The following is a 21648-nucleotide window of genomic DNA, read 5'->3' as shown; positions in this document are numbered from 1 at the left end:
ATGCGATTTGATAATTTAGGCGCTCAAAAAATGATGAAATGAAAGATGAAATGGGAAACGCAGCAGGCACAGAGTTTGAGCCGTTTTTAGATGATGAAGAAAGTCTGGAAGCCCTAGCGCCAAAGCGCATTGAGATACGTCTGTCCGCCAAACAAGGGCGAGAGCGGATTGATAAATTCTTGACACGCCAAATTGAGAATGCCACGCGAAGTCGTGTGCAAGCTGCCATTGAAGAAGGGCGCGTGCTGGTCAATGGGCAACCTACAAAAGCTAATTACAGGGTTGTGCCCAACGACCATATTGAGGTGATCTTCACGCACCCGCCAGCACCTGAAATGAAGCCCGAAAACATTCCGCTCGACATTGTCTTTGAAGATGAATGGTTGATGGTCATCAACAAGCCTGCAGGAATGGTGGTGCACCCTGCGTTTGGAAATTGGACAGGCACATTGGCAAATGCAGTGCTCTACCACACTGCACGGCTGTCATCACGCCATCAAGATGACCTACGCCCGGGCATTGTGCATCGTTTGGATAAAGACACCTCAGGGCTTATTGTGGTTGCAAAAGATGATGAAACGCACTATGCACTAGCAAAGCAGTTTGCAGCACGCACCACCGAAAAGCGCTATCAAGCCATTGTTTGGGGCGTACCCAAGCTGCAAAGAGGAGTGATCAAAACAAACATCGGGCGCAGCAAGCGCGATAGAAAAATCATGGCAGCTTACCCGTACAACGAAAGTGAAACGGCAGAAGGAAAACCAGCAATCACTGAGTATGAAGTTGTCGAGGACTATGCCTTTTTTTCACTGCTTTCACTGACGTTGCACACAGGGCGTACGCATCAAATCCGCGTGCATCTGCAGCATCTTGGGCATCCGATTCTCTCCGATGCCACATACGGCGGTGCAAGCGTGCGTGCCTTGCCTTTTGCCCGAAGTGAAGCGTTTGTAAAAAACTTATTTGAAGTCTTGCCTCGTCAAGCCTTGCATGCCGCCTATCTAGCTTTCGAGCATCCAAAACACAAAGAAAAGGTTTCTTTCACTGCCCCAATGCCAGCTGATATGGCAAAAGCATTAGAAAAAATCAAACATGTGCATCTATCCTGCGCCGACTAACTTGGCACGGTGTCGTCATATCACGCGTGCTGCGCTGCTGCTATCGTTCTGGAGTTTATATGGCTGCGCATCAGCACCAGCGCTGCAGACATCTGTCTTTGAGATTGCACCGGACGATCGTGCCGTCTATGAGCGCCTGATTACTGAAGCAAATGGTAGCACAAGGCAATTTCAGTCATTTGACCTCACGCCGATAGCCTATCGTGTGGTTTTGCCAAAAGAAGAACCCAGCATGGTGGTAGCGTTTATTCATGGGATTGCCGCACAGTCTGCATTATACTTACCGCTTGGTGATTCTTTGGCAGCACGAGGCATTGCAACTGCGTTGCTGGATTTACGTGGTCATGGACGCTCAGGTGGTGCACGTGGCGATGTCCCTTCGCTTGATGCACTGGTACGCGATGTACGGCTGTTCTTAAATACACTGCGGCGCGACTTTCCAAACAAAAAAATTATTCTTGGCGGTCACAGTCTCGGTGCAGGGCTATCGCTGCGGTTCATCACCGAGTTCAGCGAACGGAAAAATCTCTACAAAGCCCCAGATGGACTGATTTTGATGGCTGGAGGCTTTTTAGGCAATCCGCGTTGCGATAGTCTCGAGCAAGCAAAGCGACGAAAATTTTTGCGCAGAGGCGCGTTTGCAACACTTGACGGATGGAAAATGGCAGCAGCGTTTCCAGCCTCGCTGCTCAATGTCAAGACCTATCCTATAAAACTCATCTTGCCCGAAGATGAGTTAGTCGCAATTGCTGTGCGAGATACATTGCTGACAACGAAATACACCATACAGTTTCTCTTCGCATCATTTCCGACAGACCTTGCACGTGCATACCAATTGGTGAGATGTCCAACGCTGCTGGTCGTTGGCGAACGCGATGAACTCGTACGTGTCTGTGATGCCGATACATCACTGCGGCGCTTAACAAATGCCGAGCAAAAAGAATTGTTCGTGGTTAAAGATGCAAACCACATCAATGTGATTTGGAAATCTGCAGGCGCAATTGCCGATTGGATTAAGCAGAACATCGACCCAAATGTGAATGCTGAGCCCGAGATGCCTAACTAATAAACTCTCGATACTCATTGTCGTCTATCACACTGAACGCATCTTGCACTAAAGCCCTAACACCTTAATTTAGGGCGAATTAGGAGCAGAAGGCGAATTAAGCGAAAACTTAATTGGAATTGTCATCCAGCATTTGACAGGTTTACCGTTCTGAATGGCTGGTGAATAGGAAGACTGCATCACGGCTTCGACAGCAGCTTCTTCAAATGACTCAATGCCTGAACTTTTGAGGACTTGCACCTTCTTTGGCTTACCATCTTTATCAATCAAGACGCGTACCACAACACGACCCTCAAGCCCAGCCTTGCGTGCAATTTCAGGATAAACAGGCTTAACTTGATTGACAAAATGCGGCTCTTTTTCGAGAGCTACGAAGACATCGGGGTCAGGTTCCTCTTTGTCGTCGCGTTCAGCTAACGATAAGTTTTCGCCGCGACCTAATGCACTTGCAGTATAACGATGCGCATCGGCAAGACCTGTGGTATCATCGCCGGTAACCGCACCTTTTTCAATCATTTCTTTAAGTTTTTCTTGTGTTGCAATCGTGCGTGTCGGAGGTGCTTCTTCATCTTTAACACGCTTGATTTCGCCAATGTCAGGTGACTCTGGTGGCTTGATAGCTGCAGGTGGCGGCGGCGGCGGCGCTTTTTCATCCATTGGCGGTGGCGGCGGTAAATCCACAATACTCACCGTACGAGTAACATTAACAACTGCAGTATCTTCATCATCGCCTTCCAGATGAGCTTTGATGAACTTCCAGCTGACATAACTAAAAATCATAAGCAACGCAAACGACGTTGCAATCATTACGCCACGCGCTAAGTAAATGTGCGTATACTTGCGCAGAATGAGTCCGCCATAATAAACATGGCGCAAATTTTCAGTATCTAAATACTCGAGGCGAATAAATCCGCTTGAGGCTGGTGGCTTAGAGTCTGGGTGGCGTGTTGGTTCAGGCTCTGAAATCGCCACGCGATGCAGAGAGGTCTGCTCTTTTTTCAATACTTCTGACATAATTACTCTCCTTTTTACTACTTCGGGCAGTTGCATACCGCAACAGTTTAACTGCACAAACGTAAGAAAACTCCTGCAAATTTTCTTACACGACGCGAAAGATTTTATGAAGAGCGAAAAAAAGACGACAGAGTTACACACACGGGGTAACAGCTTTGTCAAGACAAGAGAGCGGAGGATTGTTCTTGATGAATGTCTCTGAAGAAAAACTTTACGGCGCTTGACATGCTCAATAGGCTTAGACATAACTTGGACGCACAACGTATTCAATTGGGTCGCGGATACCTGCACGCTCGAAGGCCCGCAACCTCAGGGCGCAACTGTCGCAAACACCGCAAGCAATATCACTAGATTGATAGCATGACCACGACAACTCAAAGGGCGCCTCGAGTTCCATGCCACGAATTACAATTTCCCATTTTTTCATCTCTATCACAGGCGTAACAATTTCAATGTGCGTGGTGGGTTTCGTACCTAAGCGAATAACTAAATTGAACGCCTCATAAAATTCTTTGCGGCAGTCAGGATAGCCAGAAGAATCTTCTTCGACAGCGCCAACGAAAATTTTGTTAGCGTGAATCACTTCTGCCCAACTTGTTGCCATGGCTAAAATATTGGCATTGCGGAACGGTACATAACTTGTGGGAATCTCGCGACTGTGCAGATTGGCTGGGCTAACGGGAATGTTCAGATCCGTCAGCGAAGAGCCACCGATTTGGGAAAGATGATGGGCATCAATAACCAAACGCCGCTCAATATGATAATGATCACAAATGTCATGAAAGGCTTTCAGTTCACGCCGCTCTGTGCGCTGACCGTAGTTAAGATGCAGGGCAGCAAGTTCGTAGCCCAAGTGTTTGGCAATTGCGGTCGTCACTAAACTGTCCATTCCACCGCTCAAGAGCACAAGCGCACGCATAATGATTTCTCGTGTTAATTTTCTGTGAAGTTAATCATTTGCGGTAGTTTACAGCAAGATGACCAAATTTTCTAACAGTGAAAACGCAGAGACGAGCTGCAGCACTGCAAGAGAGCACAGACCATGATATATTTGCACCGAATCTAAATGCCCTTAAAGTTGATAAAAATAACAGCGACACTACTGGCACTTCTTGTTCTGTGTTCAAATAGCGTAGCACAGCCACTCAAAGCGAGCGCAAATGAGCCACTGCGGTTGCATCTTGTCTGGCAACTTGATGCGACAGCAGACATAGATATTGCGCTCCGTGAATTGCCGCAGCCAATCGTGAGGCATCTTGTAACCAGCACATTTTTCCCGCTTGCTATGCGGCTCTATCAAGTGCCAGATTTGCCAGCAACAGTCTGTATCTCTTCAGAAACTTTAGCTGCCCTGCATCGCTATGTCTCTCGCCTCAGAGAATTTATTGACCTTAGCAGTAACACAATTGATGCACAGGGCTATCTGAAAAAATATGGCGGAGAAACTGATGCGTGGCTCGATATCTTACTCAAATCATCGACAGAGCTCTCGGCTAAAGAATTAGATATGCTGCTTAATGTCTCTAAGACACAAGAAGCAAACGGCTTCAGTGTTAGTGAAGAAGTCCTAAAACGATTTCCAGAATATGCACGGCTCTTGCCAAACGATATGAAAGTGGGTGCAAGAGTAGGGACTCAAAACCGTGCACTTTATACAGTACGCGATCGCATCCGCATTAAGTTTTTCTACACAATAGCGCACTTTGACATATCGCTGCTCTCCCAAAAATATCAACTACCGCTCTATGCACTGGGGCGAAAACTCACTGACAAAAAAACTGGAGTAGAACAGCAACTCTCGATTGACCTTAGCGACTACTTCACGCGCGACGAAAATAAAACACCTGCAGACCCAACTGACGACACCTACGAACTGGCTCGACCTATCGGGGAAGATGATTGTCAGAGACTGGTCGTGGAAACCTACAAAATGATGGAAATGGTACTCTTTATGCTACGCCAAAGCAGCAGTGCACCAGTACAAATGAGTGTGGCGAAGGGGAAAAGTCTCAAAAAGAGTGAGAGACAAAGAGAGTGGAGACTTGATGTCATCACAACGCCGGCATTTAATGCTCTGATACCGCTGCTAATAGATTCTGACGAGGCAAAAGAAGCCTTGGGAGACGGTGCCGATTTACCTTTGAGAGTAGACGCAAGTGATGATGCCAGAGCGCACATTGCGCGCGCAGTGTACCGTCTGAAAACACTCGTAGGCACTGCGCCAAAAGGATTTGCACCAAACGCCCTGATGATTTCGCAAGCCTCGCTGCCGCTCTATGAAGAAGCCGGGGCGCTGTGGGTACTTGCCCCAAAAGCAGCACTCTCAAAAGCCTTAGGAAAACCTAGTGCACAGATTCAGCCAGCAGAAATTGCAAGTCTTTATCGAGCTGCAGGGTTGCAGCTATGGCTACTCTTTGATGAATCTGACGCTGTTGCGGCTTTGAGAGAACGCTTGCAAAATCAGGCCTGGTTAGAAGCTATTACAGAGTGGTTGAAATCGCTGAGCCGCTATGCGGGCGCGCAAAATCTCTTGACGCTGCGTCTTGACCTTCATCAACTCCTCGATGGCAAGATGCAAACCGCCCTATTTCTTGAGCACTTTTTCAAAGCACTGGGTACAGAAAGTCAAAAGACGCACATCATCACACAAAGACCAAGTGAAGTACTGAACACGAATCGCAACAGCAAGTTAGATAAAGGCGAAAAAGCAAAGCGACTCGAGCAACTTGTGCTGGCAGCTGAGCAAGATATTCAAACATGGATTGGCAACGCACAACAACGACTGGCTTGGACCTACCTTGCGCTGGCACGTGCAGATCTTGAAAAATCAAATCTTTCGCCCCCAACGCCTGACATAGACTTTGAAGTGCAAAAACAAAGTGAAAACACGCCAAAGACCGGGCATCAAGCATGGGTTGAACTCTATGCTGCCGAGCAATCTATGTGGTTCAAACACTACGGAGAGCAAGCGTTTGAGAAAGAGAGAGAAATAGAAAATATCGATAAAAACTTCAGAGCGCATCTGGATAGAATTTACGACCAACTCTCAAGCATGCTCAGAGGTATAGAGCGGCGAACTTTCGCGCCTATTGTGCTACCACAAGAAAGAAAGCCGCTGCGACTGCTGAACCTAAATAACATTCAATTCGATGGCTTGCTGACAGAAACAGAGTGGTTTGACATTGCAGGCATTTTCTCCACGAGCGACTTAGCTGATTTCCCACTCTCAAAGTGCTACTACGGACTTACAAATGATGCATTTTGCTTTGCAGCAGCAGCAAAAAATAATAACCTGACACAATTGCTCAGCGACACGACAAAGAAACTTTCGCTGCTGCTTGGACTTGAAGAAAACGCTGTAATGGAATTTGTGTTGCATGCCGCAGCACAAGCGGGAAGCAAAATTAAGATGGCGCTAAGCGATGAAGCCTTGGAAGTCATCGTACCGTATTCCGAGTTGAAACTGCCTAATCGCATTGGATTTCTGGGTGCGATTGCAGGACAGGAACGCGTGCACGATAAAGACGCCTACTTGGGTATTGCACTCTTGTGGCAAGAGCATCAGAAGAGCATCCGCATTCCAAAAGAAAAATTCAGGATTGTGCAAGAAGATAAGGTGAATACGGTTACAGTGCGGTTTGAATTGGATTTATCTGCAAAACCGGCAGCACGTAGCGCCGTGCTTGAAATTTTGCAATCAGAGACGCTTGCGCCGCAAAAGATTGCTTTGCGCGATGATGGCAGAGAAGGTGATGAAAAACGCAATGATAAAATCTGGTCGATATTGCTCAAGCTACGTCGTGGTGAGCTAATCGAGTATCGTTACCTTTCTGAGGAGCAAAGCGAAGTGTTGGAGCGCGCTCGCACATGGCGCGTAGAAGATGGGACGAACACACCAAATAAGGCTGTCGTGCGTGATGTATTCGAGAAACTCTTGCGTTAGCCAGCAGCAGCTAAAAGTTGAGAATAAATACAAGATGATGTCAGCGCTGAAGCTGTAAAGCCGAGTGCAAAGAGCAGACTAAAAGAAAATTTCATTGTCGTGTTATGAAACAGTCTGTAAGGCGGTCGTAACCTTTTCTGCTGCGCTTTTGAAATCATCGGCAGGAATGAGGTTTAGACCGGAGTCATCCAGCATAGATTTGGCAAGGTCGGCATTGGTGCCTTCTAAACGTACAATAACCGGGAGTTTAATCGCCAGATTCTTTGCTGCTTCAATGATGCCGGCAGCAACACGATCGCAGCGGACAATACCACCAAAGATATTGACCAAAATCGCTTTCACACTGGGGTCTGAGAGAATAATTTTGAAACCTGCTTCAACAGTCTTTGCACTGGCACTGCCACCGACATCCAGAAAATTTGCAGGCTTGCCTCCAGCAAGTTGAATGATGTCCATCGTTGCCATGGCAAGACCTGCGCCATTCACCATACAGCCGACATTGCCATCGAGTTTGACGTAATTAAGGTTAGAGGCAGAAGCTTCGACTTCAAGCGGGTCTTCTTCAGTAATATCACGCATCTCAAGAAACTCTTTGTGGCGGAACAGCGCATTGTCATCAAGATTGATTTTAGCGTCAAGTGCCAAGACGGCACCTTCTTTTGTTACGACAAGTGGATTGATTTCAGCAAGGGAGGCATCGATTTGCTGGTAGGCATGAGAGAGTGCGAGAATAAACTGCACGGCATTTTTGAACTGCTCACCTTGCAGACCTAAGAAAAGTGCAGCCTCACGTGCTTGATAAGCCTGAAGACCAAGCAACGGGTGAAGATGCTGCTTGAAGATTTTTTCAGGCGAATGTTCTGCTACGCTCTCAATATCCACGCCGCCCTCGGTAGAGACCATCAGCACATTTTTCGAAACTGCACGATCAAGCGTAATGCCTAAGTAAAATTCCTTTTCGATATTGACACCTTGCTCGATGAGCAAACGGTGCACTTGTTTGCCGCTTGGACCAGTTTGATGTGTAACGAGTTTCATTCCCAGCATTTTGCGCGCAATCTCGTAGGCTTCTTCCACACTTCTAGCCACCTTAACGCCCCCTGCTTTGCCGCGCCCGCCCGCATGAATTTGCGCCTTGACGACAACTACACCACCGCCTTGTTCTGCAAAGAGCCGCTCTGCCGCATCGCGTGCTTCTTCTGCTGTAAATGCAACAATGCTTTTGGGTACCGGCACATTGTAGCGTCGCAGAATATCTTTCGCTTGATGCTCGTGGATATTCATACCTAAGAAAATTGGTTTTTGAAGTTAGACTTGATTGTTACGACTTGATGGGCAAAGAGTCTGACTACTTTTGCGCGTCTTCGCCCACGACTTGGTCTTCGAAACGGCGCACAGAATTTTTGTACTGGCGCAAAAACTCTAAGCGAGCTTTAACCTTTTCCATCGGCACCAGCAACTTTTGCTTATCCATAATCGCATTTTCGCGCGAGTGATACGTAATGTCGTATTCATCACTCATCACGATAGCTTCTTCGGGACAAACTTCTTCGCAGTAGCCGCAGTAAATGCAGCGCAGCATATTAATTTCAAAGGTAATCGGATGCCGCTCTTGGGGAAGGTCGGTTTCATTAGCTTGCATAGAAATAGCAAGCGGCGGACAGACACGTGCACAGAGCCCACATGCCACACAACGCTCACCAGTCTTGTCCTCGCGCTCAACTAAGACGGGACGACCACGAAAAACTGCTGGCGGCTTCCATTTGACTTCAGGATATGGCATGGTGAATTTCGGACGAAACATCTGCGCAAATGTATAAGCCATGCCCTTGAAAATTTCAGGCAAGTATAAGCGCTCAAGAAAAGAGAGTTTCGTGCGCGTAATCGGAGGATTCTTGGTTTGCATAACAACAACTGCTAAGCGTTAGGTAAAAACTTTACTTGCCCCTTTGGGCTTGTAGGCTTGCCCCTTTGGGCTGTAAGAATGCAGTCAGAAAGCAAAGCATCTTGACATGCAAAGAGACGCTGCAGCACTGAACTCAAGCCGCAGAGCTTGAAGCAACTCGAGTCGGTGCAGTCTTCTTCTTGGCGGTCTTGGTGTCAGATTTCCTTGGCGTATCTGTAACTTTTGACTCTTGGATTGCAGGGCAGCAGTGTTCCGTGCTGGAGCAAGAACTCTTTGACTTTGAGGCATTTTTGCCATCTTGTGCAAAAGCGGGTGCGGCAAAAGCAGCCAGCAGCAGTGCAATAAGCGCTAACTTTTTCATTTGAATTTTCCTTTCACTTTTTCGGTTTGAAGACATAAAAACAATATAACTGAACGCTTTAGAGATGCAAAACTTGTCGCCATCGCAAAGTTTATTCAGTCGGATATACCTTGAAAAAATTTCGCTGGCATCACTCATAGAAACCCTTGACCTTCGCATAAAAGTTCAAACGGTGCTCTCGCATGCACAATCAAAGCGAAAAGTTGCACTTTCAGGTTTATGTGGTTCGCTCGGCTCTCTTTTGCTTGCTGAACTTTTCAGAAGCACATCTGCGCCAATGCTCATCGTGGCAAAAGATGAACGGCTTGAGCTTTACGAAAACGACTTGCACATACTCTTGGGCGAAGCCAGCATCATGGATTTTGAGAGAGAGCCTTCGCTGACGCTTTCCGCATTGCTTGCAGGCGAAAAGAAAATAATCTTGACAAGCCCGTCAGAACTGTGCCGAAAAGTGCTTGCCCAAGAAACTGCGATTGAACGGCGCATGCACCTCAGACGCGGAGAAACGATTGGCTACGACACGCTACAGGCCTTTCTGCAAAACAATGGCTTTGAGCGAAAAGAGTTTGTCGAAGAAGAGGGCGATTATGCTGTACGTGGCTCAATTATTGATGTGTTCTCTTTTGGGGCGTTGAAGCCTGTAAGAATTGAATTTTTTGGCGATGAGATTGAATCCATTCGCACCTTTGAAGTCAATACACAACTCTCAAATGCAGAGGAGAGTGACTTCGAGCTGGTGGCAAACATGATTGGCTCATCGGAGGCATCGGCATCACTGCTGGCGTATTTACCTGCCGAAAGTCTTGTCATTACAGCTGTCTTCAGTGATGAGGAGTTCGGCGTGAGTGACAGCGACTACTTTTCGCGTCAAGAAATTGAGAAGAAACTCATGTCATTTGCACAGGTGCAACTGCTGGAACTGACAAAAGGCGATGTGCATTTTGACGCTACGCCACAAACGCGTTTTGACTCCAACTTCCAACTCTTTGCTGAATCGCTCAAAAAAGATGTAGCGCGTGGTGCACGAAGCGTTATAGCCACACAGTCGCAAAAAGAGCTAAACGACATAGCAGAATTTCTCACGGCAGAGCCTGCAGGTGAGAGCGGCGATGCACTCACATTGCAGACCCTCTCGCTTAATTTCTACGAGGGCTTTTCTTGCCAGAGCTTATCACTCTACACAGAATCAGACATTTTTGGCAAACTGCATGCACACCGACGGCGACGCCGAAGACGACGGCGACAAATTTCGCTGAGAGATTTACGTGCGCTCAAAGTCGGTGACTACATCGTGCACGAAGAACATGGTATCGGACGCTTTATGGGTCTTGAAAAAATTAAAGTAGCAGGGGCGTGGCAAGAGTGTGTGCTCATCGAGTATGACAGAGGCGATAAGCTCTATGTCAATCTGCAAAATTTGCATCTACTCTCGAAGTATTCTGCTGGCGAAGGTGCACACACCAAGCTCTCTCGCTTGGGCAGCGATAAATGGCAACAGCAAAAAGAGCGCGTCAAGAAGCGTCTGAAAGATATTGCGCGTAACCTTATTGAACTCTACGCCAAACGCAAAATGACACAAGGCTTTGCGGCGCCTGCCGATACGGTCTGGATGCGAGAATTTGAAGCGGCATTTATCTTCGAAGAAACCCCTGACCAGCTGAGCGCAATTGAAGCCATCAAGCAAGATATGCAGTCGCCTGCGCCGATGGACAGGCTCATCTGCGGTGATGCAGGATTTGGCAAGACGGAAGTAGCCATGCGTGCGGCATTCAAAGCCACTGAGGGCGGCAAACAAGTCGCTGTGCTGGTACCGACAACCATTCTTGCGCATCAACACCTGCGAACCTTCAGGCAACGCTTTCAGAATTTTCCTGTGCGCATTGAGGTCCTAAGCCGCTTTGTGCCGAAGTCGGAGCAGAAACGCATTGTGGAGCAGATTCAAAACGGTGAAGTCGATATTGTAATCGGCACGCATCGTTTGGTCTCGAAAGATGTGAAGTTCAAAGATTTGGGTTTATTGATTATTGATGAAGAGCAGCATTTTGGCGTGGCAATAAAAGAAAAATTGCGTGAGGATTTCCCAACCGTCGATACACTAACGCTGACAGCCACGCCTATTCCGCGCACACTGCAATTTTCAATGATGGGCGCGCGCGATCTTTCTATCATTTCCACACCGCCAAAAAATCGTCAACCGATTGAGACCATCGTGCATGAATTTGATCCTGAACTTATTCGGCAAGCGATTGGGCGAGAACTGGCGCGCGGCGGTCAGGTCTTTTTCCTTCATAACCGCATCGACTCGATTGCTCAGATTTTTGATCTGCTCAAAGGTCTTTTCCCAAAAGCACGTATCCGAATTGCACACGCACAATTGCCAAGCAAAGAACTTGAAGAAATCATGATGGATTTTCTCGACCGAGAAGTCGATATTTTGATTTGCACCACCATTGTAGAATCGGGGCTTGATATTTCAAATGTCAATACAATTATCATCAATCGCGCCGATATGCTTGGGCTAGCTGACCTCTATCAACTGCGCGGGCGCGTTGGGCGTAGCGACCGCAAAGCCTATTGCTACCTGCTCACACCACCAGCATCCACGCTCACACAAGAAGCGCTGCAACGCTTGGCTACGATTGAGGAATTCACCGAACTGGGTTCTGGCTTCAATGTCGCCATGCGCGATTTGGACATTCGTGGCGCAGGCAATCTCTTAGGGGCAGAGCAATCAGGCTACATCTACGAACTGGGCTTTGATCTCTACCAAAAAATTTTGGAAGAAGCCGTGGCAGAATTGAAGTCCACAGAGTTTCAAAACATTTTCAAAGAAGCTGAGGCACAAAAATCTAAGCCTGACAAACCCACTGAGGTTACATTCTACTTCAATGCGCTCATCCCAGACTATTATGTTGAGTCCGCCTCGGAGCGCTTTGCGCTCTACGAACGCCTGACAAAACTGACAAACCAAGAAGGTCTGGCACAGTTTGCAGCTGAACTGCAAGATCGTTTCGGCAAGATGCCAGAAGAGTGCGAAAATCTTTTGCTGGTAACACGCCTCAGACTTGCCGCAACCGCACTTGGCATTTCACGCATAGAAGTGATGGAGAAAAAATGCGTGCTAACCTTCCCCGAAGGCGAGGACAGAGCGTTCTATGAAGGCAAAATTTTTGGCGCCGTGCTCGATGCCATCAACTCCGGTGCGCTCAAAGACTATTCGCCGACCTTTAAGAACGAAAAGCGGCTTAAGCTCGACATCACATTTCCAAAAGACTACAAAGACACGCCTAAGAAAGCCATTGAGACCGTGATGCAAATCTTGAAAAAATTTCACCCTGAAGCAGAAACGGTAAGCGCTGTTTAGATTGCAAAACATCAAGGATACGCAGCAGAGCTAGGTAAGAAACTCTTGGGCAGGAGCGCACTTAGACAATTCTTAAGGCATGAGACACGATATTCCAATCGTATCAATTCAATTAACTTGTACTTCAATTCACAGTGATACTGAGCAGCCTGTAAGGCGCAGTCTTGTAACTTGCAGAGATGCACCAATGAAACGCTTGCTTATCATTGAGGACGACCCTACAATTCAACGTGGCTTAAAAATTGCTCTCGAAAAAGAGTTTTATCATGTGGAAACAGCTGCAGATGGTGAGTTCGGTTTTGAACTTGCAAAAGTCAAAGACTTTGACCTCATCATTCTCGACTTGATGCTGCCAAACAAAAATGGAGAGGATATTTGCCGCGACTTACGCCGCGCAGGTGTAGCAACCCCAATCGTGATGCTGACCAGCAAATCTGATGAATTCGATAAAGTTGTCTGTTTCAAATTAGGAGCAGATGATTATGTAACAAAGCCCTTTAGCATTCACGAACTTAAAGCGCGTATAGAAGCCATTTTGCGCCGCAGTCAATCCGTGCAAGCTGATGATGAAAAAACGCATCAAAAATTAATTGAGCAAATCTACTTTGCCGATGTGGTCATTGACTTCCGTAAGCAGCAGGCAAAAAAGGGCAATAAAGACATCAAACTGTCTGCTAAAGAGTTTGAAATCTTAAAGTTTCTTGCAGAAAACGAAGGCAAGGTGATCTCGCGTGAAGAACTCCTAAGAGAAGTATGGGGCTATAAAACGCCAGTGCCTAACACGCGCACGGTCGATAACTACATTTTGAGTTTGCGCAAAAAGTTAGAGCCCGATGCCGCTCAGCCGAAGCATTTGCTCACGGTGCATACATCGGGCTACAAGTTCGTGCGTTAATTGCCCCAGACTACTTTTTCAACTTAAGTGCGATTGGAAAATCGGGTACATTCGGCGGTCTGACGGTGGTCGGGGTCTGCCTGCCTTTGGTGAGTTCTTTGACTCGCTCTGAGATAAACGCATCAAGCATGTTGACGGTGATTCTGCCTTTTCCCATCAAATCCGCCCTCCCACTCAGTCCTTCCAACAAAGCCTTCGCAAAGGCGCCGTTGCCCCAAGCGGCATCCTCGAGCGAGTATTGTCGCCCAGTTGAAGAAGAGAAGACAACCGCACCGTTTTCGGCACTACCCAGTTCATTGACTGCAGCGGTGATATCGGCAACCGCACTGCGGCGCTGTGTTCCACCCATAGCATTTCCACTGTGGCAGGCATCTAAAAAGATAACCGCTTTGCCAGCAAGTGAAGCAATTGTAGTCTTAACCTGACTGAACTCCAAGCATGTGCGTTTGAGCTTTTCAAGTTCAGCATTGACAGGCAGTAGATAGAATGTGCCAGCGTTGTCGTTAATCCCATGCCCTGCAAAGAAGAGCATACCAATATCTTTACTAGTTACCTGTGCTTGCAACCACTCTAAGCCGTCCAGTACATCGTCTTTGGTAGCTTGCTGGTCGGTCAAAAGCTTGATGACCACGTCTTGATACAACCCGCCTTTTTGACTGAGCAAGTTTTGAGCAAAGTCACGGGCGTCTTTTGCTGCCAGACCGAGTTGCAAATCCGAATCTTTGTACTTGCTGATACCAATCACTAAGGCATACAATTTTGGCTTGATGATAAATTCATCTTGTGCAGGAGCGGTGCCCTTCCACACGATACGCACACTTGCAGGGTCGCTGACAGCCGACTTATTTTCAGCCATGATAGAAATTTCGCAATCACGCTCGGGAATCATGACCGTTGCTTGTTCTTCACTGATCCCAGCTGCAAGACTTTTCTTCAAGCCACGAGTACTGGCAACAGGGCGACCATCGACCAAAATTTTTACAGCAGTTACGGGCTCACCAGAAGGGGTTTCAATGGTGTAGCGCAGGAGCACTTGAGGCGATGAGACGACGGTACCATTCTCAGGTGAAAGAATCGAGACAACAGGCGGTAAGACCTCCTTCAACTGGAAGGTCTTTCTTGCTTGTTTAGAGGCACTTTTGCTAAGTCCGCGCTCTTCATCGGCAGCAAGCAGCGCATTTTCCACATCGAGCATCGGCAGAACTTTGGCGATGACATCGGGGCGGTAAAACTTATTGCGAAATCGGCTGACAGAAAAAAACAGCGATTCCTTGCTTTTCCCTTGATTGAGATGCCAGCCGATGAGATTTTCACCCCCCGGTGAGGCATCATAATAGCCTTCGGGTGTCCAACTAACCCAGCGCTTGCCATCGTTGGTAGGGAAAAATGCGAGGAGTTCTTGTCCATCGTCGTAGCGAAACCAGCGAATGGTGCCATCGCCCAAAGCAGCGACCGCTAAGTTCTTATCAGGAGTGATATTCACAGCCCAAGCTGGGGTAGTTAGGGATTTTTCCCAAATTTCTTTACCTGCCGCATCATAGCGGCGCAAACTGAAATCACAACCCAGCAGAAATGATTGCTTGTCAAAAGCAATGGCAACACTAAGCGGTCTTTCAAAGTCCTTGAGTTTAATCAGCTGCTTCCCGAGCTTAAGTTCATAGATAGATTCCCGAGTAAGTGGCAAGCCCTTGGTCTGGGGTTCATACATGCCTTCAGCCTTAGGATCATAGTCATCGAGCACGCGCTCTTCAACAAAGAAGGACCCCATGTTTTGACTCAAATAGCTGTACCTAAAATCTATAATAGAGCCCGTTTCAGAGACACGAAAGTTTTCGGACATAGCGCGAAAATCGCACTGTAGACCCGCTTTGTAGAAAACTTGGCGACCTGAGCCATCCAGCGCGCCATAACCGGGATTAGCACACGCAAAAATGATGCCGCCCTCTTTTCGGGGCAAAAGTTGTGTGATCAAATTCGTCGCCGGTGTCAGCCAATCTCTATAAACAGAGGGACGATCTAACTGCCAGACCCGAATAAGTTTTTGATCTTTATCATTTTCAAGTGTCCCAGCAGCATAGAGGGTATTGCCTGAGACTGACCAAGCAACTGCACTCAAGATGAAGTCATCGTTCTCCTTACCGAGTTTAACAAGTTGCTTTGAGTTTAAATCAAACACTTCTAGACGGGGAGCATCGTTAAATCCGATGGCAATGTATGCCCCATCCGTCGAAAAAGCGACATGAACAGGATCCTTGCCGCATTGCGTTTGATGCTTCGCTACGAGCTTAAACTGATTGTCATAAAGTCGAAGATAACCGTCTTCACAAGTGGTTAAAAGAATACCTGAAGGACCAAAATCAGCACTATAACTGCCACCATCGTAGTCGGTGTCTTTAGCAACGACTGAATAGTCTGCAGTACTGTAGACCACCAAGCCAAAGCCGCCACCTATCGTTGCAGCTAAGTATTTGCCATCTGGAGAAAATACTAAGTGATTGATCACCCCGCCTGGACTTGGCAAGCGCCGAAGCAATCTTCCTGAAACTTGGTCAAAGACGTAGATATAATTCTTACGATCCCAGTCATAGCCAGTCCAGCCGCCGCAGACTACGGTTTTGCCATCGGGCGAGATAGCCACAGCGTAAATCGTACCATCATTCTCTAACCCAATTGGAGGGCGAAGCACACGCAGCAAACGCTGGGTCTTCAAATCCCACACGCGAACAGTTTTATCTAAACTTGCACTGACAAGAACTTGCTGTGCGGCATCCGTGCTAATTCGTTTTATAGGCGCGGTGTGCATCCCTGTCTCAATACGTAGGATAGGGGTTTTAGGCATATCGGCGCGCTCGTCGACGACTTCTTGTGCATGAAGCGCAGCATGAGTGAGCGCAAAGACAAGCCAAAGCAAGAGAGAAAATTGGGGTTTCATGGTTGCAGCGAGTTTGTGTTAAGTTAAAATATACACTAAAAACGAACTGAGGATACAAAAGATACCCGCAGTTCAAATGTGCTTAAAAGCGCTCTGACAGGCGTAGGGTATTTATATGCTTGCCTATTCTATAGCTTTGACCTGAAACGCCGTCTGACCAGTTTCAATCATCTTATGGATATACGCCACGCATAGCTGACAATTTTCCCCGAACGCTACCTCAGACTTGAGTTGCTCAAAGGTGCGTAAGTTTCGCTGCTGCATCACAGCTTTGAGTTCAGCAAAAGTTTTACCGAAACAAACGCACTTGGTCACCATACTCTAAAGCAGCTAAGACATTGGCGAAACTTTGCTACGCGCTGCTAAAATCGGGTGCGTCATCTTAAACCATAGTGGCGGAATGAGCACAACGGGCAAAAGACCTAAGTATCCTGTAGGCAAAGTTGGGCTTTCGGGGTAACTCAAAAGTTCCTGATAAGGGCGTGAGGCATAATAGTGGTGATCGCTGTGGCGAGGAAGTTCTAAAAGGAAAAAGCGTGATGAGGCGTTGTCAGTGTTCCAAGAATGTTCTGCAGAGATGCGCTCTGTTTCGGAGCGGAGAAGTCCATAGTGCTGTGCATAGTTAGTAATTTCAAGCAGTAGAACGGCGATAAGCGCTTGTAGCAAGTAGGCAAGTCCTGCCCAAAGCCCCAAATAGCTAAACACGCCCAGCACGATAATAAGCTGTGCCAAAGCAGAGGCAACAACAAAATTGCTCAAGCCAAAGGGGGAACGACCTTTTTTTATCAAGCGTTCGGCTTCAAGATGCAAGGCACTGCGAAACTGTGCTGGAATCGTGCGCCAAATAAAACCATAAACGCTTTCACCGTAGCGTGCGGTAGCAGCGTCTTTGAGTGTGGCAGCATAGCGATGATGGGCTTTGATATGCTCAATGTAGAAGTGTGCGTAATTTACTAGCAGCAAATTCCAAATGCCTAAGGCTTGCCACACTTTTGACTTGCGGTGAATAAGTTCGTGGGCAACAATGATGCCCGACACACCGGAATTGATGCCTGTCGAGAGTGCAGCAAACCACACAAACTTGCCTACAAGTAAACCACTGGCAATGCCGTGCAGCAGACTAGCGATAGCAACGGTGTGTGTTACAACATGAATCAGCAGTAGGGTATCGGCAAAGAGAGGAGAATGCGGCTCAGGCTGATTTTTTCTTTCTTTGAAAACCAATCTGTGATGCCAAGTCCAACCAGCGTGAAGAAAGCATTAGAGAGCGCCCAATATCCGCCAAGCAGATTACCTGCAAGCGTGAGACTGACAGGAATAAGGCTCAAAAGGTAGCCCAAGTCTTGAAAGCGCCTCATAGCAATGAAGGTTTAACGAACCCTTATTTCAGGAAAAGTGTCTTTCAGGAATGTAACTTTTTACTGCATTTTACAAAAACGATACAAGCACATCAATAACTTAGTCTGAATCTATGGCATGTTACACTCAAGCTACAGAGCCAGTTTGCAGCTTGGCGTGGCGGTTTTACTTCGTTGATTGAGTCTTGCGCTCTTGCGAAGCATTCCACGCTGCAAGAAACTCTTCATGAAACTTATCCATCAGCGTAAAGAAATCTTCCATCTCATTCAAGCGCTGGCTCAGCAGAGGCATGGATGCCCCAGATTCTGCAAGCGCAGATTTAAGCCGCTTTGCGATTCTGATATTGTTGCGAATGCGCTCGGCGTGGTTGCGAAATGCATTTTCAAAAGCGTTCGGGTGAATTTCGTAGTAATCTTTGCGGGAGTTTTCGTGCATGAGCACTTTGCGAACCAGATTGCGTTCAAGGAGCCGACGCATGATTTGGCTTATGGGACCCTTGCTGCGTCCAAGTTTGCTGCAAATTTCATCAAGGGAAAGAGGCTCTTCGGAGGAAATCAAAAGCCCAACAATATGGCCCATCACACGATTAAGACCAAAAGCGTGATAGGCTTCACCGTATTCTCTGACGACTTCGCGCTGTACTTTTTGCATGAATTAAATTTTTCAAAAGTAAGAAAGTCGAACGAATTATATCAACCTAAAGTTCAAATCTGCCTTGTGTCTTTTGCGCTAATGGTTTTAAGCTCACCAATGTGAAGCCGATACCAATTCACTCCTGCATACTTTTGATTGAGGCTCAGAAGTTCAGGCTTAGCTTCAAGCAGTTGAAGAATATCGGCAAGTAAAAAAATAGGGCGATGCGCTGTCCAAAGTTCATCATAGACGACTTTGATAAACTCGTAATCTTCTGGATAGTCAATTGTAAAGCGGTGCGATTTAGAGTAATCCAGTCCGCTCTCCCAAACAACATTCATCAGGCGAAAGCGTTCGGGCTGTTCCCAGATAAAGGGTGTGGTGTGTTCGCGTTCGTAGTTCTTTGTCGCTTCGCGCCAAGCTATTTCTAAAACGTGTATAGGCATAACTTCCACATCGTTGCCGTCAGGGTAAGTGGGTGGATGCAAATTGCTGACATAATCAATGTGCTCGTAATGGTGCAGAAATGCACCTAAGACACGGTCAATGACATGCGGATCAATGAGTGGACAATCTGATGGAATCTTGACCACAGCGTCGGCTTTTTCTTGCAGTGCAGCTTGATAGTGCCGATCGAGCAAATCCGTTGGATGACCAGAGAAGCATTTGACATTGATGTCGTTGCAGAGCTTGCGGACAGCATCATCACTTGGGTCTATCGTTGTCGCTACGATAAGTTCAAAGGGGGTGCAAGCTGCCTGAATGCGCTCGAGTTGGCGTTGTAAGAGCGGTTTGCCAGCAAGTGGCAAGAAAATTTTATTTGGTAATCGACTCGAGCCTGTACGTGCTTGCACGACAACAAGAAGTTTCATGTGTTCAGCGTTATTGCAAACGTTGGTGGTGTGATCTGGCAACAGAAAGAAAAACGCTGCAACGATTGATGCATGCAGACTACATCTTTTCGATTCCGACCTAGCAAGGTGCGCTCATCAATCACAAGGCAACTCAAGAGATGCCTTTAGTGAAGGTAAAAAGACTCATCAAGAGCTGAGGCGCATATTCAGGATTGAACCAGCGTTTCGGACGCGCTTTGTGGTAAGGCGAGCTATCCTCCAAGAGTTCTCGGCAGACATCAGCGATATTTTTGGCAGAGCTACCACCATTTTGAATCGGCATCATGCGTCGAAGCTCATTAATATCGAACTCAGAATACACTTCTTTGCCGAGCGCAAGCCCAACATAGACCGTTGAAGAAAAACGCGTGATGAGCACATCGCAGTTGGCAATCATCTCTTCGGCACTGCCCGAAGTATAGACCAAAGCATGCGGTGCATATTTGTTGATTTCGCGTCTAGCACGCTCATGATTTTCATTAGGGTGAAGTTTGAAAATGAGCTGGCGCCCGTTTGCAATTCTGACGGCGTTCTCAATAATCTTACGGCGATTTTCATACTTCAAGGTCTCACGTGAGTCACTGGTGCAGACCAGCACGAAGTTTTTGTAAGGGAAGTTATTGTTGTAGAACTGCTTGCAGTTGTCAAAGTTAGGAATGCCTGTAACACGAATCTTTTCAGGCTTGACACCCTTGCGAATGAAGAGATCGCGGTAGCCTTCGGAGGCAACACAGAAGTAATCGTAAGCATCGCTTAGTCCAGTTGTAGAGGTGCTTGCAATCCAGCGTGGCAAGAACGGAAAGAGTTTGACGAGATGATAGAAAAAGTTTTCGGGGTCGGTCATACCTTCTTGCACCAGCACCATCTTTTTGTGCATGATGTTTTTTTGAACCAAGAGATCTGATGAGGTAACGACAAGGTCGTAGTCATTCTTTTTGCCTTGATAGTCAATCTGTAAATCATGGGCTTTAAGATAGTTCATGCAGCGCTCGACGTGCTTAAAGCCTGCGATCGTAGGTTCGGCAAGTTTCATTTTGCGCAGTACCTCATGTAAGCCATCGCAGTAGTACGGTGTAAACCAGCAGTCGTACTCGCTAAGGTGCTGCGCGACTTTATGCATTTGCGTGGTTTGGTTGTTTGAGCCGCAAATAAAAAGGATTTTTTTTCTACTCATGCCTTCATGTTTTGGTTAAGGTTTGAGCGATTGAGCAAGAACTTCTTTTGGCTTCAAATCGGCAAATGCAAGTAAAATGTAGCCGAAGATAATCCAAAAAACTTCTTTGGTGCGTTTGATAAGGACAAACGCTGTGCCCATTTCCATGGACTCTACGACACCAAAGCCATCAAGAAAAACGTACATAGCCGTAATCTTGAATGCCAATGCCCGCAGGTAAAATGACAAACATAGAACGTACAAATGATAGTGCAGATTCCAGTGCCAAGATCTCGCTAAAACCGAGTTGAATACCGAGCAATTTCATGATAAGAAACGTCTCTACAGTCTCGAAGAACCAAGCTAAGACGAAAAATGAGACGCTAGCTGCCGCTTCTTTGAGTGAAAGTTTTCGAAACTTTGAGAATTGGTGATCGATATCCAGAATTTTCTCTTCCTGTTTGACAAGCCACTGACGCAGAGGTGCAAAAGGTATGTGCAGCAGAACGCGATGCAATTTCTCGGCAACGTTACCATAGAGAAACGTGGCTGCAACGATGCCAAAAAGTGAAAGTACGCTAAGCGAGGCGCCAAGAATCAAAACCGGCAGCCCGTCAAAACCAATAATCTTTTCTGAACCACGCGTGAGAAATTCATAGCCTAAAATCACACTGACGACGACATAAAATGCATGGGCAATGCTCAAAAAACAGTTGCGCATCACACCTGTTGCAATGCCTTCAGAAATTGGAATGCCACAGCGGCGGTAGAGCAAAACAGGTTTAAGTGATTCAGCAAGGGCAGTGCCGCCGGGTAGACTCATCAGCATTGCCTCTGTCATGAGTTTAATGCTAAAGAGTTTAGAAAAATCCACTGGGCGACCGACAAGCGGAAAGGTGGTGCGCCAGCCTAAGGTGTCAAACAAACTGACAATGATGTAAGGAATGAGCGCCAGCAGCAGTGTTGCACCGCCGTGCTCAAGAAGAGAAGTAACTTTAGCATAGTCCGCAT

General features: G+C 47.0%; 16 protein-coding genes and 1 pseudogene. 5 read left to right on the top strand and 12 right to left on the bottom strand.

The window, feature by feature from the left end; translation table 11 throughout:
- Positions 1-50 precede the first annotated feature (50 nt).
- Both CMR00_09875 and CMR00_09870 read left to right on the top strand, forming a co-directional pair.
- On the top strand, positions 51-1118 hold the full coding sequence (locus CMR00_09875) for an RNA pseudouridine synthase (protein PIO47541.1): 1068 nt from the start codon (positions 51-53) through the stop codon (positions 1116-1118).
- Positions 1093-2184 (top strand): hypothetical protein, encoded by a 1092-nt coding sequence (locus CMR00_09870; protein ID PIO47531.1) that lies wholly within the window; start codon positions 1093-1095, stop codon positions 2182-2184. Before CMR00_09875 ends, CMR00_09870 begins: the two co-directional genes overlap by 26 nt.
- Positions 2185-2253: 69 nt before the next feature.
- Here the strand turns inward: CMR00_09870 and CMR00_09865 are convergent, their stop codons facing one another.
- Positions 2254-3444 carry a hypothetical protein gene (locus CMR00_09865; GenBank protein ID PIO47530.1) on the bottom strand — a complete coding sequence of 397 codons (1191 nt, stop codon included), beginning with the start codon at positions 3442-3444 and terminating at the stop codon, positions 2254-2256.
- A complete protein-coding gene (queC, locus tag CMR00_09860) occupies positions 3437-4117 on the bottom strand; it encodes a 7-cyano-7-deazaguanine synthase QueC (protein ID PIO47529.1) in 681 nt (226 codons plus the stop codon). The genes CMR00_09865 and queC overlap by 8 nt, the downstream gene beginning before the upstream one ends.
- A 147-nt stretch (positions 4118-4264) precedes the next feature.
- On the opposite strand from queC, the gene CMR00_09855 reads away from it, so the two are divergent.
- The gene (locus CMR00_09855) at positions 4265-7141 is read left to right on the top strand and encodes a hypothetical protein (GenBank protein ID PIO47528.1); all 2877 of its coding nucleotides are present in this window, start codon (positions 4265-4267) and stop codon (positions 7139-7141) included.
- A gap of 102 nt (positions 7142-7243) precedes the next feature.
- On the opposite strand, the gene CMR00_09850 is transcribed toward CMR00_09855, so the two are convergent.
- The 3 genes from CMR00_09850 to CMR00_09840 form a co-directional block, all read right to left on the bottom strand.
- Positions 7244-8425 (bottom strand): ADP-forming succinate--CoA ligase subunit beta, encoded by a 1182-nt coding sequence (locus CMR00_09850; GenBank protein PIO47527.1) that lies wholly within the window; start codon positions 8423-8425, stop codon positions 7244-7246.
- A 64-nt stretch (positions 8426-8489) separates the two neighbouring features.
- Positions 8490-9047, bottom strand: coding sequence for an NADH-quinone oxidoreductase subunit I (locus CMR00_09845; GenBank protein ID PIO47526.1), 558 nt, complete (start codon positions 9045-9047; stop codon positions 8490-8492).
- Positions 9048-9180: 133 nt separating this feature from the next.
- Positions 9181-9408 carry a hypothetical protein gene (locus CMR00_09840; protein PIO47525.1) on the bottom strand — a complete coding sequence of 76 codons (228 nt, stop codon included), beginning with the start codon at positions 9406-9408 and terminating at the stop codon, positions 9181-9183.
- A 64-nt stretch (positions 9409-9472) separates the two neighbouring features.
- On the opposite strand from CMR00_09840, the gene mfd reads away from it, so the two are divergent.
- Together mfd and CMR00_09830 are read left to right on the top strand one after the other, a co-directional pair.
- Entirely contained in the window at positions 9473-12772 is a 3300-nt protein-coding gene (gene mfd, locus CMR00_09835; GenBank protein PIO47524.1) for a transcription-repair coupling factor, read from the top strand.
- 187 nt (positions 12773-12959) lie between these two features.
- Entirely contained in the window at positions 12960-13667 is a 708-nt protein-coding gene (locus CMR00_09830; GenBank protein ID PIO47523.1) for a DNA-binding response regulator, read from the top strand.
- A gap of 10 nt (positions 13668-13677) precedes the next feature.
- Here CMR00_09830 and CMR00_09825 read toward each other — a convergent pair whose 3' ends face one another.
- From CMR00_09825 to CMR00_09795, 7 genes and pseudogenes are all read right to left on the bottom strand, one after another.
- Entirely contained in the window at positions 13678-16599 is a 2922-nt protein-coding gene (locus CMR00_09825) for a hypothetical protein (protein ID PIO47522.1), read from the bottom strand.
- Positions 16600-16722: 123 nt separating this feature from the next.
- Entirely contained in the window at positions 16723-16917 is a 195-nt protein-coding gene (locus CMR00_09820) for a (2Fe-2S)-binding protein (protein ID PIO47521.1), read from the bottom strand.
- A 12-nt stretch (positions 16918-16929) separates the two neighbouring features.
- Complete coding sequence (locus CMR00_09815) at positions 16930-17823, bottom strand: alkane 1-monooxygenase (GenBank protein PIO47520.1); 894 nt, start codon at positions 17821-17823, stop codon at positions 16930-16932.
- A gap of 300 nt (positions 17824-18123) precedes the next feature.
- Positions 18124-18609 (bottom strand): MarR family transcriptional regulator, encoded by a 486-nt coding sequence (locus tag CMR00_09810; GenBank protein PIO47519.1) that lies wholly within the window; start codon positions 18607-18609, stop codon positions 18124-18126.
- Positions 18610-18662: 53 nt separating this feature from the next.
- Positions 18663-19463, bottom strand: coding sequence for an acylneuraminate cytidylyltransferase (locus CMR00_09805; GenBank protein PIO47518.1), 801 nt, complete (start codon positions 19461-19463; stop codon positions 18663-18665).
- 238 nt (positions 19464-19701) lie between these two features.
- Positions 19702-20658: pseudogene (locus tag CMR00_09800) on the bottom strand (hypothetical protein).
- A gap of 169 nt (positions 20659-20827) precedes the next feature.
- On the bottom strand, positions 20828-21648 hold an 821-nt coding region (locus CMR00_09795), incomplete at its 5' end, for a hypothetical protein (GenBank protein ID PIO47517.1).

This window comes from [Chlorobium] sp. 445 (assembly GCA_002763895.1).
Taxonomy (GTDB): domain Bacteria; phylum Bacteroidota; class Chlorobiia; order Chlorobiales; family Thermochlorobacteraceae; genus Thermochlorobacter.
This window is presented reverse-complemented; position numbering and strand designations above follow the sequence as displayed.